This window comes from Mesorhizobium sp. M0037, assembly GCF_040323635.1.
GTDB lineage: Bacteria > Pseudomonadota > Alphaproteobacteria > Rhizobiales > Rhizobiaceae > Mesorhizobium.
Genome location: NZ_JAMYVB010000011.1, coordinates 35676 through 51413, shown reverse-complemented (window position 1 = coordinate 51413; position 15738 = coordinate 35676). Strand labels below are relative to the sequence as shown.

General features: G+C 58.7%; 18 protein-coding genes. 8 read left to right on the top strand and 10 right to left on the bottom strand.

Translation table 11 applies throughout. The annotated features are described in order from the left end of the window. Positions 1–453: 453 nt before the first annotated feature. From NKJ78_RS17810 to NKJ78_RS17795, 4 genes are all read right to left on the bottom strand, one after another. Complete coding sequence (locus tag NKJ78_RS17810) at positions 454–657, bottom strand: hypothetical protein (RefSeq protein ID WP_352500210.1); 204 nt, start codon at positions 655–657, stop codon at positions 454–456. A gap of 690 nt (positions 658–1347) precedes the next feature. Further along, positions 1348–1626, bottom strand: coding sequence for a class I SAM-dependent methyltransferase (locus NKJ78_RS17805; protein WP_023817018.1), 279 nt, complete (start codon positions 1624–1626; stop codon positions 1348–1350). Next, positions 1623–1934 carry a hypothetical protein gene (locus NKJ78_RS17800; RefSeq protein ID WP_156941094.1) on the bottom strand — a complete coding sequence of 104 codons (312 nt, stop codon included), beginning with the start codon at positions 1932–1934 and terminating at the stop codon, positions 1623–1625. The genes NKJ78_RS17805 and NKJ78_RS17800 overlap by 4 nt, the downstream gene beginning before the upstream one ends. A 419-nt stretch (positions 1935–2353) precedes the next feature. Then, a complete protein-coding gene (locus NKJ78_RS17795) occupies positions 2354–2491 on the bottom strand; it encodes a hypothetical protein (RefSeq protein ID WP_196814950.1) in 138 nt (45 codons plus the stop codon). A 185-nt stretch (positions 2492–2676) separates the two neighbouring features. Between NKJ78_RS17795 and NKJ78_RS17790 the strand changes: the two genes are divergently transcribed. Further along, the gene (locus tag NKJ78_RS17790) at positions 2677–2841 is read left to right on the top strand and encodes a hypothetical protein (protein WP_352562537.1); all 165 of its coding nucleotides are present in this window, start codon (positions 2677–2679) and stop codon (positions 2839–2841) included. A gap of 91 nt (positions 2842–2932) precedes the next feature. Here the strand turns inward: NKJ78_RS17790 and NKJ78_RS17785 are convergent, their stop codons facing one another. From NKJ78_RS17785 to NKJ78_RS17775, 3 genes are all read right to left on the bottom strand, one after another. Further along, complete coding sequence (locus NKJ78_RS17785; protein WP_031198824.1) at positions 2933–3226, bottom strand: helix-turn-helix domain-containing protein; 294 nt, start codon at positions 3224–3226, stop codon at positions 2933–2935. Positions 3227–3282: 56 nt separating this feature from the next. Next, a complete protein-coding gene (locus tag NKJ78_RS17780) occupies positions 3283–3462 on the bottom strand; it encodes a hypothetical protein (protein WP_023806874.1) in 180 nt (59 codons plus the stop codon). A gap of 159 nt (positions 3463–3621) precedes the next feature. Then, the gene (locus NKJ78_RS17775) at positions 3622–3825 is read right to left on the bottom strand and encodes a CsbD family protein (RefSeq protein ID WP_352562536.1); all 204 of its coding nucleotides are present in this window, start codon (positions 3823–3825) and stop codon (positions 3622–3624) included. Between the two features lie 299 nt (positions 3826–4124). Between NKJ78_RS17775 and NKJ78_RS17770 the strand changes: the two genes are divergently transcribed. From NKJ78_RS17770 to NKJ78_RS17745, 6 genes are all read left to right on the top strand, one after another. After that, positions 4125–6560 (top strand): hybrid sensor histidine kinase/response regulator, encoded by a 2436-nt coding sequence (locus NKJ78_RS17770; RefSeq protein ID WP_352562535.1) that lies wholly within the window; start codon positions 4125–4127, stop codon positions 6558–6560. 5 nt (positions 6561–6565) lie between these two features. Next, positions 6566–6943 carry a response regulator gene (locus tag NKJ78_RS17765; RefSeq protein ID WP_031198823.1) on the top strand — a complete coding sequence of 126 codons (378 nt, stop codon included), beginning with the start codon at positions 6566–6568 and terminating at the stop codon, positions 6941–6943. A 257-nt stretch (positions 6944–7200) separates the two neighbouring features. After that, on the top strand, positions 7201–7593 hold the full coding sequence (locus NKJ78_RS17760) for a response regulator transcription factor (protein WP_023822643.1): 393 nt from the start codon (positions 7201–7203) through the stop codon (positions 7591–7593). Beyond that, positions 7593–9335, top strand: coding sequence for a YaiO family outer membrane beta-barrel protein (locus NKJ78_RS17755; protein WP_023817026.1), 1743 nt, complete (start codon positions 7593–7595; stop codon positions 9333–9335). Before NKJ78_RS17760 ends, NKJ78_RS17755 begins: the two co-directional genes overlap by 1 nt. 2 nt (positions 9336–9337) lie before the next feature. Continuing rightward, entirely contained in the window at positions 9338–10375 is a 1038-nt protein-coding gene (locus NKJ78_RS17750) for a HEAT repeat domain-containing protein (protein WP_023817027.1), read from the top strand. Continuing rightward, positions 10375–11799, top strand: coding sequence for a glycosyltransferase family 2 protein (locus NKJ78_RS17745; protein ID WP_023817028.1), 1425 nt, complete (start codon positions 10375–10377; stop codon positions 11797–11799). The genes NKJ78_RS17750 and NKJ78_RS17745 overlap by 1 nt, the downstream gene beginning before the upstream one ends. Positions 11800–11814: 15 nt before the next feature. On the opposite strand, the gene NKJ78_RS17740 is transcribed toward NKJ78_RS17745, so the two are convergent. Then, entirely contained in the window at positions 11815–12099 is a 285-nt protein-coding gene (locus NKJ78_RS17740; protein ID WP_023806859.1) for an Hpt domain-containing protein, read from the bottom strand. 424 nt (positions 12100–12523) lie between these two features. Here NKJ78_RS17740 and NKJ78_RS17735 point away from each other — a divergent pair, with 424 nt between their 5' ends. Continuing rightward, positions 12524–12787, top strand: a complete 264-nt coding sequence (locus NKJ78_RS17735; protein WP_155921680.1) for a hypothetical protein — start codon at positions 12524–12526, stop codon at positions 12785–12787. Positions 12788–12794: 7 nt separating this feature from the next. Here NKJ78_RS17735 and NKJ78_RS17730 read toward each other — a convergent pair whose 3' ends face one another. Together NKJ78_RS17730 and NKJ78_RS17725 are read right to left on the bottom strand one after the other, a co-directional pair. Next, positions 12795–13793, bottom strand: a complete 999-nt coding sequence (locus NKJ78_RS17730) for a hypothetical protein (protein WP_155921679.1) — start codon at positions 13791–13793, stop codon at positions 12795–12797. An 809-nt stretch (positions 13794–14602) separates the two neighbouring features. Next, a complete protein-coding gene (locus tag NKJ78_RS17725) occupies positions 14603–15736 on the bottom strand; it encodes a hypothetical protein (RefSeq protein WP_352562534.1) in 1134 nt (377 codons plus the stop codon). Positions 15737–15738: the final 2 nt, after the last annotated feature.

Genomic DNA, 15738 nt, shown 5'->3' with positions numbered 1-15738 from the left:
GGTTCGGTTCCTGCTATTTCTCTCAATGCCTTGCACCTGCACCTTGTCTCTTCCGGTTTAGTCTACATCCTTCTTGGTCATACCTCATCATGCGGGGTCGAGTGAAGACCACGGCTGGCCAAGACGACTTAATCAGAACGGATGGCCATTGCGCCCAATATCGGGATCGCTTTAGGCGGTTTCTGAAAGCCGACATCGTGCGAAGAACAGGTGGCTATTTACGGGTCCTGAGACCTTGGCCCATACCACCGCTTTATAGGGTGGACGCGGCGCAGCGAAAAGCGCCGCCAGCCGTTCCTCATGTTGCTCCAGGCTGATGATGTGATCCGCGAACACAGACTTTTTTGGATTTGCCGCAGGCACAAGCTCTTTCGCAACCGGTGCGATTTGGCTGCTCAAACCTGACAATGAAGCGGTTTTTTCGCTACTCCGCATTTCTGACTCGATATATCTCTATATCTCTTGCGCCTCGTGCAAGCTCTGCCGGGCCTGTTGCAGTGATTGATGCAAGTTCGCCAGCAATTCGTCGGCGTCGGCCGTCGGACTGCCTTCGTGATCCAGTAAGCCAACGATAATATCCTGCTTGGAAACGATGCTCTCGTTGTGAACGAATTGGCCCATAAAATACATGAGCCGGCTCTGTGCCGGTGTGGGCATGGGCCTTCTCCCTGGTCGGGCGAAAGCCTGATGATCGCTCCCAAGCGCCTCGTGCCTGTTTGTTTTTGATTTTTCGAGGCGACGCAGCAGTGTGCGCTCGTTAGCAGGCAATGGGAACCGGCCAGGCAATTGCAGCATCCACGCTGCGCACGCCGCCCTGACCGCGCGTGCCGGTCCCCTGGCGTCGCTCGGCCGCTACTTCAGTGTTTCTGGTTGACAATCGTGGCCGGCGCACCGCATTTTCGCGTTGAGGGACAAACCTGGGGATCCTGCATGAAGAAGACTTATCAGAAGCCTGAATTAAAGAAGCGTGAGAAGCTCTCGGCCGTAACGGCTGTGTGCACGCCATCAACCTGCACCGATGAGTGAGAACCTTTAGGCCCCAAGGCGCTTTGCCGAAATTCGCTAGAGAGGGACTGCAGTGAAGAAAGAATACAGCAAGCCAGTACTGACCAAACGTGGGCGTCTCAGCGCAGTGACGGCGCAATTGGCACCCAGTGTTGAACCCAGAGGAGCCTAGGCAAACCACGGCCCTGCAACAAAGCCAGTTGGCTTCGGCAGCGGGCTTCTCCGCTTCCAGGCGCCGAAACCTATCTTCGTATGCCTGTCACAACGAGCCAGGCGGTTTCCGTGCTCGGTCTCCGCACTTCAGGGTCGCTGAACCCTGCCTCTCGCAAGGCAGCAATGACCTCATCCGGCTCGCGAGGTGTAAAAAACATCGGCCGGCATGTTCATCCGGTCCATATGTGCCTTCGGGAGGAAGCCCAGCACGACGCGACCGCCTGGTTTGAGGACGCGATGGAGCTCTGCGGATCCAGCTCTAAGGCTTTGCCAGAAGTACACTGTGTGGACGCTGAGAGCCTTGTCGAATGTGCTATCCGGCAAGGGCAAGTCCTCGACTAGCCCGGTTCGGAACTCGGCTCGTCCGGCGCGCACTGCATCGGCGAACCGGTGGGAGGCAGCGTTCACGACATCTGCGAGCGATCAACACCGCAAACGAATGCTGCCTCACGGTTAAGTTGCGGCAGTAAAACTGCGCCGCCGAAACCGACCTCCACGGCACGATCTGCCGTTACCAGTTGCAAATGATCGAGAGCGTAGCCGTTGAGCCGGGCATTGCCCCGGTTCATTCCGGCCCGGACCAGCCAGCCGCCGGTTCGGTCGGCCAGGACAGTGGTTTCGCTATAAATCGTGGCGCCATCCGATCCCACATGGCGCTCGTTGGGGGGAACTCGCCCCCGTCGGATCAGCCGCCTCTGTTGGACCTGATTATCCAATGATAATCCCAAGAGTATCAAGTCATGCGTGGAGTGGTGCCAAGTTTTTGCCCATCGTCTTCGCCCTCCGGAAGATGGAAGACAGCAACAGTCGGGCCCGTGCTTTCCTTCCTGGGGTGGCGCGGGCCGCCGTCGCCTAGCCTTTGCACGAGCCGGTGATGATGGACGCGAATTTGTTGCTGCTGCGAGCCACACCTACCATTTGGCGGAGCTCTTCGCATATCTCTCTCGCGTCTTGGCGCGAAATCTCGGAGAGATAGCGCAGGATTATGGCCTCTTCAGTCAAGGCCTCCTGAATGTGATTCAATTCCGACAGCTTCCGATCGATAGAGCTCATCCATGCACCATGCGCCTAGAAGCGGTGGCGCGCAAACGCTGGTTCGATACTGAAAAATGAAGGCTGCCCAGTTTTTCCTGCCTCACTGATCCAGTTCGAGCGGCTCATGGTCCGGTTGCTCGTGCCCCATGACCTGGCGGAAGTCACGCCGGTCGACCCGCTGGCCGCAGATGGGGCGCGCATAGAATTCCCAGTCAGGGTCATGTGGCTTGCCGGGCATGGGCGGTCCGAGGTCGGCTATTCTGGTTATGCCCGGCCTAACCCGTCGCAGCGGCAAAAGTTCCGGAAAGGCGTGCCCGTTGTCCGATCGCCCGCTCGCATTTTTGTACAACATATTCCCGACTTCCATTAGCATCCCCTCATGGCAACTCTGCGGTACGGCGTAAGGCGGGAACCGGATGGGACGTGGCGGTGTTCGACGTGTTCACCGGGCTGCCGGCTATTGTAGCGGGCCGCCCATCTGTCGACCTTCCCGACATGGAGTATGCCGAAGAGCTGGCCGCCATCCTGAATGCCAACGACCTGAAGCAGAGGCTATCTCAAGGGAGGTTCCCCGGAGGGTTCGCCTGACTGAAGTCGGAACAAAGTCAGTGAACAACCGCCCTTGTCAGCGGCCGCTTTAGAGATCGGGTTGCAGAGGAGGGTACACAGGCTTTTCCCCTTATCCTTTTTTCTCCCGGCGGCGCCACTGTCTATTATCGGCGGCGAGGCCGCTATCGCCTTCTGAGCGGGCTAGCGATGGAGTGCCTTCGACGGTGAAGACGATTCCGGCATCCTCAAACGCTTTGCGGATGGCGGCGAGGTTGTGGGGACGCGGTTTCCTGAATTCGTTCTCAAGATCGCTGATCACCATTTCGCTAAGATTGGCCTTTGCGGCAAGTCGCACACGTGACCAGTTCAGTAGGGCTCGTGCTGCTCTGGATTGATCTGCGGAGGGTACGGTTCGGCTGTCCATAGACAGTCGAACATTCAGTATCGCTAAAATGTTCCTCCTGACCTTCTGCGATTTCTCTAACGGCGTGAGGCCGGCTTCTCGGATAACGCGGCGGGGTTTTCCAATAACTTTGCGGAACGCTGATCTGCACGCCGCAATGTCTTCTTTTTCGGCTTGGTCTTCTCAACCAGATCTGGCCTTTTCGCTATCAGGTAGTCAGCCTTGTTCGTTCGATAGTCTTCTTTGTGGATGGACATTGCTACGATCTCCATTGTAGAAATCAACGCGGCTGGAAGCCGACACGTTCCCATAAATCGCTTGTTCAAGGCCGAGCCGAACGGCACACGGATGCCAAAAACACGAAAAGGGCGCGGTTTGTGACCGCGCCCTTATTTGACTAGGTTCAACTGTCCTGCCTACGAGTCTTGTCGACCATACCAGTCGTCGACGTCTCGCCGCACGCGATCCTTCTCAATGCCGTAGCGCTCCTGGATCGTACCTTCGAGCTTATCGCGGTTGCCGGCTATGCGGTCGAGATCATCATCAGTGAGCTTGCCCCACTGCTCCTTGACCTTGCCTTTGAATTGCTTCCAATTTCCTTCGACGCGGTTCCAGTCCATGATGGCGATCTCCTTTCGTTGTCCTTTCGAACAACGGTCGTAGTGGCCATCAGGTTCCGCTGCAGGTAAGCGCGCTTGCTGGTGATCTAGCAATGGAAACTTCGCCTCTGTCCGGGAGCAGTTAGAGCAGAACAATGCAGCAGGGGCGTCTGCGCAGGTCATCGCCCTTAACGCCTTCTGACTGACTGCTTGAGAAGCGCGAGCAATCAAGGCGCTACCACCGTGCCACCGACCGTCTGTATTTTCTTTAGATCTCGGATAGGTTTTGCCGGTATTTGTCGGGAAAAGGAGCCGAAGTGATGACCGACATCTGGCATTCACTCCTCGCCAACCTTGCCTTGGTCTCCATTCTCGTGGTCGCCTGGGACCTTGTGGCGGATTTCACCGGGCGCTTCTCGCGGCGGATGCAGTCGCTGCTTCTCGGCTTGGTCATGTGCGTTGGCGCGGTCATCTCCATGGCGACGGCCCTGTCCGTCTCCGGCTTCGTCGTCGATCTGCGCGCCGCCTTCATTGCTGCGGCCGCGTTCTTCGGCGGATGGCCGGCAATGCTCATCGCCACGGCCGGCTCCATTGCCTATCGCGCCCATCTGGGCGGGCAGGGTGCAGGTGCTGGTGTCATGGGTATCCTCATTACCGCAATTGTCGGCATCGCGTGGCACCACTTCGTCGCGGCCCGATCGCGCACCATGTACGACATATTCGGTCTTAGCGTAACGGTCGCTCTCGCCGGGCTTATCACGCTCCTGGTCATCCCAGCGCAAGCCCTTACCGGTCTTGTGCAGCAGAGCACGTTCCCGTCCCTCGTATTCCGCTTCCTAAGCACAATCATCATCGGCGTCCTGCTCGACCGGCAGCAGCGCCGGCGGGAGCTCTTGATGTCCAACATGACCTACCGGGCCATGGTTCGAGAACTGCCGGATTGCCTGAACATAAAGGATGTCGACGGCCGTTTCATCGCCGCCAACCCCGCCACCGCCGAAATGGTTCGCGCCGCTTCGGTCGACGATCTGATCGGCAAGACGGATTTCGATTTCTACCCCAGGGATGTAGCCGAGCGCTTCCGGCAAGATGAGATGGGCGCACTGGAGGCCGGGCAGACGTTGCGGATCGACCAGCCGGCGCTTTTCCCGGACGGCCGGCAAGGTTGGCTCTACACGCTGAAGGCGCCCTTCCGCGACGAGGCGGGCAACATCGTTGGCGTCATCACCTACAATCGCGACATCACCGAGCAGAAGCGTGCCGCCCAGCTCAAGAACGATTTCATTTCCACGGTCAGCCACGAATTGCGCACCCCATTGACCTCCATCCGCGGCTCGCTTGGCCTGATCGCGGCCGGTGTTGCCGGCGAACTGCCGCCGAAGGCCGCCAATCTCGTCAACATCGCCCACACCAATAGCGAAAGGCTGGTTCTCCTCATCAACGACATTCTGGATATCGAGAAGATCGAATCGGGCGTGATCACCTTCAAGATCAAGCAGATGTCTGTCCGTCAGGTGCTAGAGCAGGCCATTGCCGCCAGCTCCAACTACATGGCTGACAGCCGGATCAAGATCGTTCTGATCGACGATGCCCCACGCGCTGAGGCCAACATCGATCCGGATCGCCTGCATCAGGTGATGGCGAACCTTCTGTCGAACGCGATCAAGTTCTCGCATGCTGATGGCACCGTCACGGTGAAATTCCAGCGTCGTGACGGCGACATGCTGCGTATTTCCGTCATGGATCAGGGCACTGGCATCCCGGAGGCTTTCCGCGGCCGTATATTCGGAAAATTCGAGCAGGCGGACGCTTCCAGCACCCGTAAGATAGGCGGCACCGGCCTCGGGTTGAGCATCGTCAAGGCCATCACCGAAAAACTGGGCGGAGCCATTTCCTTCGAAACGGAGGAAGGCAAGGGAACCTCGTTCCACCTCGACCTTGCAGAAGCACGCAGGCACCACCCAAGGCCGTATCCGCCACCGCACCTGACGCGGAAGCCCGATGGCCGCCTACGGGTTCTGATCTGTGAAGACGAATCCGACGTCGCCGCCGTGATTGCGGCACTCTTGGATGCGGAGGGCTTTTCAAGCGACATCGCACCCGATATCGCCACGGCAACGGCGCTTCTGAGGTCCCGCGAATACGTGGCCTTGACCCTCGACATCAAGCTGGCGGGGGAATCCGGTATCAAGCTCTTCCACGACATTAGGGCATCGCCGGTCAATTCCGACATTGCGGTCATCGTCATCTCCGCCGTTGCCGATGAGGCCAGGGGGTCGCTGAACGGCAGCGCCGTCGGTATTGTCGACTGGCTGGAGAAGCCGGTGGATTCAAAGCGGCTTCACGCCGCCCTTGCCAAGATCCTTGCTGGCAGGACCGAGCAGAGGCCGAAGATTCTGCATCTCGAGGACGACGAGGGCGTGCTTGCGGTGATGTCGGAGGGGTTGGGTTCGGGGGTCTCGATCACTTCTGCGAAGACCCTCAAGGACGCCCGGGAGGCGATCGGCCGGCATCGCTTCGATCTGGTGATCCTGGATATTGCACTCCCCGACGGATCGGGGTTGGACCTGCTGGCCGATCTGCCGCTCGAGACTGGGGTCATCGTGTTTTCGGCGGCGGAGCTAGACCAGAAACTAGGTGATCGCGTGCAGGCCATCCTGACCAAGACCAGGGCGTCGGAAACCGATGTGGCAAAGCTGGTCAGGAGCATGTTGGTTTCGTCCCGCACCCAACCTGCCGCGCACGCCAAGGAGTGACGCTCATGCCCGCAAGGATTCTCTATGTGGATGACGAGGACGATATCCGCGAAATCGCCCAGATGTCGCTGGAACTCGAGCCGGAGTTCGAGGTGCTGTCCTGCCCGTCCGGCTTGCAGGCGCTCGCCGATGCCGCCGAATGGCGACCCGACCTTATTCTGCTCGACGTAATGATGCCGGACATGGACGGACCAGAGACGCTGCGGCGCCTGGCCGGGTCTGGGGCGACGGCTTCGATACCCGTGGTGTTCATCACCGCGCGCACCCAGACCCATGAGGTCGAACGCTATCTGGCGATGGGGGCGGTAGGGGTCATCGCGAAGCCGTTCGACCCGCTTGCGCTTGCCGGTGAAGTCAAAAGATTGCTTCGACGGCGCGCCTGAGTCGACGTTTGGCTTGAGCACCGAGCGCAGTCTGGCTGCAGACTGAGCGACGTCGTTCACGGCTCCTATACCATGTCTCCTTATTCATCTACTGATTGTGCCGAGATGCAGGCGTAGCGAATCAGGTGGTCTATAATTGCCTAGGATCGGCGGATGTCGATGAGAGTTGAGAACAATGTTTCTCTGCATGAGCCGCGTTGGCGGATGTGGTTCATGGATTGATCACTCCGGGGGGCGACGGAACCGGAGCAAGGCTGTTGAACGGAGCGAAGGCAAGAGTTCTGATTTGCGATGACGATCCCCTTTTGATCGAACTGATGGAATTCAGGCTCATGGCAAAGGGATACGAGGTCATCAAAGCAGTAGACGGGGCGGAAGCGCTCTTGAAGGCGGAGCATGAGGCGCCCGATATCATCGTGCTCGACGCGATGATGCCCAAGGCCGACGGCCTAGAGGTTCTTGCCCGCATAAAGAGCGAACCGGCTTTGTCGGAAATCCCGGTGGTAATGCTGACCGCCCGCAAGGGCGAAAAAGACATCGTCTCCGCTCTTGAGAAGGGGGCCGACGACTACCTTGTGAAACCCTTCATTCCCGAGGAACTCCTGGCCCGGCTTGCGCGTCTCTTGGCGCGGAAGAGCGGGAAGCGCTGATGAGGCGCGGCCGGTGCGCCACGGTTGCAGCATGCGTCTTCCTGGCGGTTGCGGCAGTGCCCGCCGCGACGCTGGCCCAGACGGTCGAGGAACTGTACGCCTCCGGCGTGAAGGCCAGGCAGGCCCAGCATTTCGACGAGGCGGCGCAGCTGCTTAGGCGTGCGCTGGCGCTCAAGCCGGACAATGCCGACGCCGTGGTGCAACTTGGCTTCACCGAACTTGGCCGCAACAATCTGCCGGCGGCGCGTGAAGCGTTTTCCAAGGCGCTTGCGATTGCGCCGGAATATCTGGATGCCAGCTTCGGCATGGCTCAGGTCGAGTTCCGGTCGGGCAATCTGGACACTGCCCTGCCGCTGGCCGAAAAAGTCTCGCGTGCCCAGCCCGACAATGCCGATGCGAGTACGCTTGTCGCCAGCATCCACAAGGCCCAGCAAGCCGGCAGCAGCAAAGCGAAGCCTGCGACCGTGAGAAAGAGGCTGCGTCCGCCGCGGCCGGATCCCGTCGCCGGCCTGATGGAGAAGGGCCAGAGATTGCGGGCGGCGGGACAATTGCCCGAGGCGCAGAACGCCTACCGCCGAGCGCTGCGGCTGGCGCCGAAAAACACCGACATCCTGGTCGCCATGGGTCTCGTGGCTGGATCCCAACAGAAATTTGACGAAGCCGGGAATTTTTTCGACCGGGCGCTGGCCATCAGGCCCGGACTTCTCGACGCCCGTTTAGGCAAGGTCCGTCTGGCGATCTGGCAGAACGACGTGCCGCGAGCCCGCACAATGATCGGTGATGTGCTTGGCGCTGAACGTGACAATACCGAACTGATCGCTCTCGATGCGCGGATTTCCATGCTGGAGCAGGATGACACGCGGGCCGAGCAATCGTTTCTGCGGGTGTTGGCGGTCGATCCGCGCAACGCTGAGGCGCTTGTGGGGATCGGCGATCTGCGCCGAGCGCGTGGCGACGATGCTGGCGCGCGAGCCGCCTACCGCCAGGCGCTTGCCCTCGAACCCGGCTCGCGCGATGTCGAGCAGAGGCTCGCCGCGCCGCCGCCACGCAAATGGCGGCTCGATCTGGGCAGCGAAGTGAGCGATCTCACCGAGGGGCTTGGTGGCTGGACCGACAGTTCGGCTGGCCTAGCATATCGGCTCAGCGCGCAAACGACAATTTCGGGCCGCACCCGGGTGGCGACCCGCTTCGGCCACACCGACTTCCAGATCGAGGGCCGCATCGACCAGGCTTTCTCGCCCACTGTTTCAGCGCATGCGCTGGTGGCTGCGACGCCGGATGCCGATTTCCTCGCGCGCTACTCGATCGGAGCCGGCGCTTCATGGCAGATCCTCGCGCCCGCCAAAGCGTTTGGCCCGTTCTCGCTTAACGTCGATACCCGTTATGACCATTTTGCCAACACCGAGATCACCACCATCTCGCCCTGGGTGCAGGCCTATGTCCTGGATGGCCGGCTCGGGCTTTCGGCACGTTGGGTCCACGCAGCCGACGACATTGGCACGCGCGCCGATGGTTATGTCCTGCGAGTCGATCTTGCAGTTACCCCTAGCGTCAATGTTTTTGGTGGTTTTGGGGATGCCCCCGAGATCTCCGACGGCACGCTGGTGCCTACGCGTACCGTCTTTGGGGGCATCTCCTGGGACGTTTCCGACCCGCTGACGCTGCGCAGTAGCCTCGCCCATGAGCAGCGCCCGACATTCGACCTAACCACATTCGGGCTCGGCCTGACTGCGCGGTTCTGATCATGTTGTACGTCTGGTACCTGTCCATCCTGCTCAGTGCCCTTTCCCTGGTGATCATGCTTCTGCTGATCGGGCGCCGGGTGCTGCACGAGCGCCGGGGGACGGAGGGCGCCGATCAGCGGCGCCTTCTTCTAACGGCGCTGATCGCCTTCACCGAAAATCGCGATCGCGAGGCATTGAAGACAGCGCTGCTTGCGGTGCCGGCAAGGGTGGCGATCGATGCCGGCTTCGAGTTTATCTCGCTGCTGCGCGGCGAGGAGCACGACGAGCTGCTTTCAGCCTTCAACGAATGTGGCCTGCCGACCCTTGTCGGCACCCAGCTTGAAAAAGGCAACGGCGCCGAACGCATCCACGCGGCCGAGATGCTGGCCGCGCTGCGTTCGGAGGACGCGGTGGCAAACCTGCTTTCGGCGCTCGATCGCGACCGGTCGCGCGAGGTCAGGATCGCCGTCGCGATTGCGCTGTGCGATATCGGCGCCCTGCCGCCGCTGGTCATAACGCTACGCAAGATCGGCGTGGCGGGGCAGCGCTCACGGCGCGTGATCGAGCTTTTCAGGCGCTTTCCGTCAAAGCGGTTCGACGAGCTTGAGGATTACGGCAGCCGTGAGGACGCGGTGCCTTTTATCAGGGCGGCGGCAATCGATGCGCTTGCTCGCAACGGCGGCTTCCGGTTTGGTGAGTTCTTTGCTCGCGCGGCTGGCGATCCGTCACCGGAGGTCGCCGCAGCCGCATTGCGGGCACTCGGCCTGACGGGACATGCCAATGCGCCGGCCATCCTGGCCAAGGCGATGGAAAATGGCGGCTGGGATGTGCGTGCCGACGCTGCCGATGCAGCGGGCCGCCTCGGCCTGTTTGAACTCGCCGCGCCGCTCGCTCAGCTGATGGACGACGAGGCATGGACCGTGCGTTATGCCGCCGCTAACGCATTGCGCTCGCTCGGCCAGCAGGGAGAACAGGTGCTGCGCGAGATCGCCGCCAGCGAGGTCTCGCGCCGCCAGCGCACGGCCTCACTGATCCTTGCCGAGGGGCCGGCCGCGTGATGTTCGACTGGAGCCAAGAGATCATCCTGGGTGCCTCCATCCTGTCTTGGTTCATCATTGGGGCAGGGCTGGCGCAGACGGCGGTATACCTCCTGCAACTCATCATTGCCGCCTACGCGCTGTCCAAGCGCCCGCCAGTCGCGCGATCGGCGCTGCTGTGGCACCGTTATGGCGACGTCGCGCCGCCGATCGCGCTGCTGGTGCCCGCCTACAATGAGGAAGTTAACGTAGTCGAGAGCGTGCACTCGATGCTGGCGCTCGAATATCCGAATTTCGAGGTGCTCGTCATCAATGACGGCTCGAAGGATCAGACTCTGCAGCGCCTTATCGAAGGCTTCAAGCTGGTGAAATTCCACCGGCCTTATGAGGACGCCCTGGCGCACAAGCCGATTCGCGGGCTCTATTCCTCGTTGATTACCGAACGGCTGTTCGTGGTCGACAAGGAAAATGGCGGCAAGGCAGATGCCCAGAATGCCGGTATCAATGTCTGCCGCGCGCCGCTGTTTTGCGTGATCGACGGCGATTCCATCCTCGAGCCCGATGCGCTGATGCGTGCCGCGCAGCCCTTCATCGACGATCCAGAGCGCACCATTGCCGTGGGCGGCACGATTCGGATTGCCAACGGCTCCAGGATCGAAGGTGGCAGGGTGCGCGAGGTCCGGCTGCCGCGCCGGCTATTGCCGCTGCTGCAGGTGGTCGAATATTTGCGGGCCTTTCTCATGGCGCGGCTTGCATGGAGCCGCATCAACTCGCTGATGCTGGTGTCCGGCGCCTTTGGTCTGTTTCGCCGCACGGAAGTTGTGGCAGTTGGCGGCTTCACCAGTGGGTCGATGGGTGAAGATTTGGACCTCGTGATCAAGCTGCATCGCCACATGATGGACACCAAGCGAAGATACAGCATCCAGTTCATTCCTGAGCCGGTGTGCTGGACCGAAGCGCCGGAGTCACTTCGCGTTCTGGCAAGGCAGCGTACGCGCTGGCAGCGCGGTGCGCTCGAATGCTTCTTCCGTTACCGCTCCATGCTCTTCAACCCCCGCTATGGGCGCGTTGGCTTCCTCGGGTTTGGCCACATACTGATTGTCGATGTGCTAGGGCCGATATCGGAGGTGCTGGGCTATGTGCTGATCCCGACCTTCTGGCTGCTCGGCATCCTTTCGACCGAATATCTCTTGGCATTCACGTCGCTGGTTTTCACCTACGGGGTTTGCGTGAGCGTGTGTTCGCTGGTCCTCGAAGAGGCCGAGCTTCAACGTTTTCCGCGCGCGCGGGATCTCGCCTTGCTCACGGCCGTGGCTGTGATCGAGAATTTCGGTTACCGCCAGCTCAACAATCTCTGGCGCGTGAAGGGATGGTGGCAATATCTGCGCGCCGACCAAAGCTGGGGCGAGATGACCAGGACCGGCCTGACTGGCCCCAAGAAGTGAGTCCAGCCAGTTGAATCACCGCAGCGTCCGCTCGATTTCAGTTATAAGCGCATCGATCGCGGCATGCACGGCTCCGTCATCCGCCTGCTCGATCAGCGATGTTTCCAGTGCCGATGCCTGCAGGCTGACCTCCGCAAACCCGAAGGTTCCCGCGGCTCCAGCGAGCGAGTGCGCCGTCCCAATCAGCGGGTCGTTGGAGCCCTTCAAAAGGACTGTGTGACGCGCCGCCTTCAACTCCGCTAGTTGAGCGGCGCACCGGGCCAGGAAACGTTGCCGTAGGGGGGCGAAGGGATCTTCCAAAATGGGAGGCGCTCCACGGCCAGGTTTCAGAGGTATTCAAGCAGAAAATTCGGTGGAGTGAAACGAGCTGCTTGGCACGTCAGAGCGGACTAGAGTGGGCCGTGCCCCAACAAACGGCAGCTTCGCGCCTGATTGCAGTCGCCCAACCAGCTAGGTTCGTCACCGCAAAGCGGACGTTCAGTAGATCGCGGCAGCGCCCGAGTCGTCTTTGTGACGGCTTCCGCTTGGTGCAAGTTGAGAACTGCTCCGAGTTCTTGTGATTATCGCTAAGGTAGCTGACACCCGACGAGAAAGCGTGTAGACTTCGGCCATCCGCTAGGACGGAAACTATTAGTGCCGGAGATACGGGTGCTTGTCACGGCTCTCCTTTCCAAGGGCCGCTCATCGCGCTAATGTGCCTGTCTGCCTCTTCTCGGGGACGATGATGGACAATCGAAATCTTCTTAGAATAGTTATACTAAGCGGCTGGGTTCTCTCGGGGACTATAGCGCTGGCAGTAATAATATCCATAATCGCGTTGTCGTTTCAAGGTAAGCAAATACCGCAAATTCTTGGCAATTTCGGTGGAGTAATAATAGGATTCTTCTTTGGTCAATTTGCTTCATTCGTAAAAGATGCGCTACTTCCAAGCGACAAAGCGGTGTCGGATGTAAGAGGAAATATCGCCAGTGGAAACGAAGAAAAGTAGAAAATTGCTATTTGATAGTGTTTAACGCATCACTTAGAGAAACAGTCATGCATTTTGTCCATGTTAAATTGCCCGAAAATACGACAGCGAGGGAGTTCGAAGCATCTGCGGCGTTCTCTTTTTTCGCTTCGTCAACTGCCCAAAAAGCGTCCGACTTTGGAGCTGTTAGGTACGATCTTGAGGTTTTATCTGCGAGAGTGCGAATGTAGGCTTTATACTCGTTAACGACATTCTCGTAGTCTGTAGTAGCTTCATTCTCCATTACGATGGCGCAGCGCCAATGAGACGTCACAGAGAAAATCTTCCTGTTTAGGATGTAGGTGCCCGTGGTCTTATCCCAAATAGCGACATGAATATTGACGTCACCTACAAAGCAGTTCGCGTTGGGGATGTCTCGAAAGTAATCTAACCCTTCTCTGGCCGAGTCTCCCGGTTCAAATAGAAAACCCTTTGGTATGCTAAATAAAAGGTTCCCTTTCACTGAGCGTTCTACGTCAGGTCGTGTGCGACGAATTTCACTTTTATCATAGGTATAAAAAAGTCCATCAAAAATAACAGGATTACCATACTCAAGCTCATGATGCGGTTCATCTACTTTGCACTTAGTATAAACATGGTATTCGGTTCCCATGAGTAACGCGTAGCCGATATTGCCTGTTGGGAGCCGGGTGGAAATTGCAAAGTAGTCACCGATGACATCGATCGAGGTGGACGCCGAACCAAATGCACTTTGTATTTCTTTGGTCAGATCGATAAGTAGCTTCGCCTTCTCGGCAAATTCTGTATTTGGTGACGCCTTTATTAATTCGCAGACTGCTGATATCAAATCTCGTTGCAATAGCAGCCTGTCAGCCTGCGGATATCGCTGTATCAGGTCGGTGACTGTCTGTTTTATCGGCTGTTCCTGGTTAACGATTCCGCTAGCCTCGTTGGTTACGACGACGTGTTGGGACGGCGCCGCACATTGCATCTGCGCTTGCGCGGGCAAACAGAGCAACACAACCACGAACGTCGCGAGTAGGTACGAGAACCTCATTAGGGCGTTCTCCAACTTACGTTCAGCAAACCCTCAATCTATTTCGCGCAACATCTGCAGGATGAGCGGCGCTTTAGATGGCAAGAATGACGCGAAGGACTGGCATTGGCAAGCCCGGACCGGACCGCCCGCGCCCAAATCTCTCGGAGGCCGGCAGTATCGCTCCTTCGGAATCGTCGACTAGGGACGCGTTCTGCCGAGCGACTTTGATCTGAATAGACCAACAACAAGGCTCGCGATGTGAGTTGCCACAAGCACGCCGCATAACTAAATGCGAGAGTGACAGTGGAGTCGATCTAGCCAGACATCCTATTTGTCTGGAGTTTCCCTTGGCGCGGCCGCCGTGGTGTCGGCAGCCCATCTTTCGGTACTTGCTAATCCGCGCCCTCTGTTATCGCCAAATACTGTTCATCGCTCAATGGCTCTTCCCGGGCCGCCTGGGCCCATTTTGATCGGCAGGCGGTATGTCTGGTTTGCCTGCCGATGACCCTGAGAGCAGAATGACCGCTTTCGGCCCAAAATCTGCCGGTCAGCAATGCGCCCCATTTCCGGATGTCGTGGTTGCGCCAGAGGGCGAACATACAGCCAAAGGCCGCCCGTAGAAACAGCCGCAGATGCACGCTCGCATCGGCACCGACGGATTCCCAGCCACAGTAAACGGGGCGCTCATCCTAGGATGAACTGAACGAGTTGCATGCCGAAGATGAGCAGTGCCATCAGCCCCAGGTGAAGCGAAGGGCCCGGCCCGGGATGCTACTCCGTTTCGGTTTCTTTTCGGCTCAATTCAGCGCTTTGGCCTGTTTTTCAATTTTGGCCATTCGCACTCTTTGCGCCTCTACCTCAGCTTGAACTACCTCGGACTCCTTGATCGCGGTATCACAAGCTGTGCGAACTAGCTTTGCCGTCTTAAGGACGGAGGCCTTCGTGGTTTTTTGCATCTCAAGGACTCTAACGACATTTCCCAAATTCAGGTGTAGGCGGGCGTTTTTGGCATCTTTGACCTTCTTTTGCGCCGCATTCACCAGGCCGACGATTTTATCCAATTGGCTTCGAGCCCGTTCATTTCGGCGAAAGGTCGCCAGAGCCAAGGCCCGCTCAATATTTTGAAGCTTCAGCAGGTCGGGCTCGTAATCGTCGATTGAGAATTGATAGCGGTAGTACCATCGCAGGAGTTCGGGTTTCGCAATGGTGGCGTAGAGCGCTGCTGCATTCGCCTCGTCCACATCGCGTTTGTCGCTCGTCTCGATGATCTTACCGACTTGCTCGTGGCGCAAGACAAGACAGTTGTCGGCAGTTCCGCAGAGGTTGGCGAGTGAAACCCAAAGCAGCCCTGATGTGCCGCCACGGTTGGACATCTGGGTCGTCAACCCCTCAATTGCCGGCTGGAAACCGATCTTGGTCTTGCATTGCACCAGGCTTAGATCATGCAAATAGTCGGCTGTGGCGATGGCGATCTGCCTAGCCTTCCTGTCGTACGTGATACCGGCCCGCATCGTGTTCCACTCCTCCTCCAATTTCTCGAAGGTCTTGGGCTGATCTGTCGAGCCAAAGGGGTTCAAGGATGAGAGGAACGAGTCGACCGAGTCTTTGGTGGTTTCGCGCAGACCCTCGGCTTGACACCGCGCTTCATCTATGGTGTTCCGCAGGGCGGTCTCAACGCCTTCCGTAGCCTTGGCGATGCTGTCGTCGATCAGCGGCTTCGCTTGTTTGATCAATTCCAGAATTTGAATTCTGATTGCCTCGGGCATCGTTGCGATGAGCTCGCGAGTGGGTCCGTCAAGCCCGGCCACTGCCCGAGCCTCAAAGGAAAGCCCCGCCCTAGGTTCAAAGGGAAGAATTGCCGATGTAGCGTGGCAGACTGAACTAAGAAAAGAGACTGACAAGCCAATATTGATCCAAAAAAGCTTGCGCATGA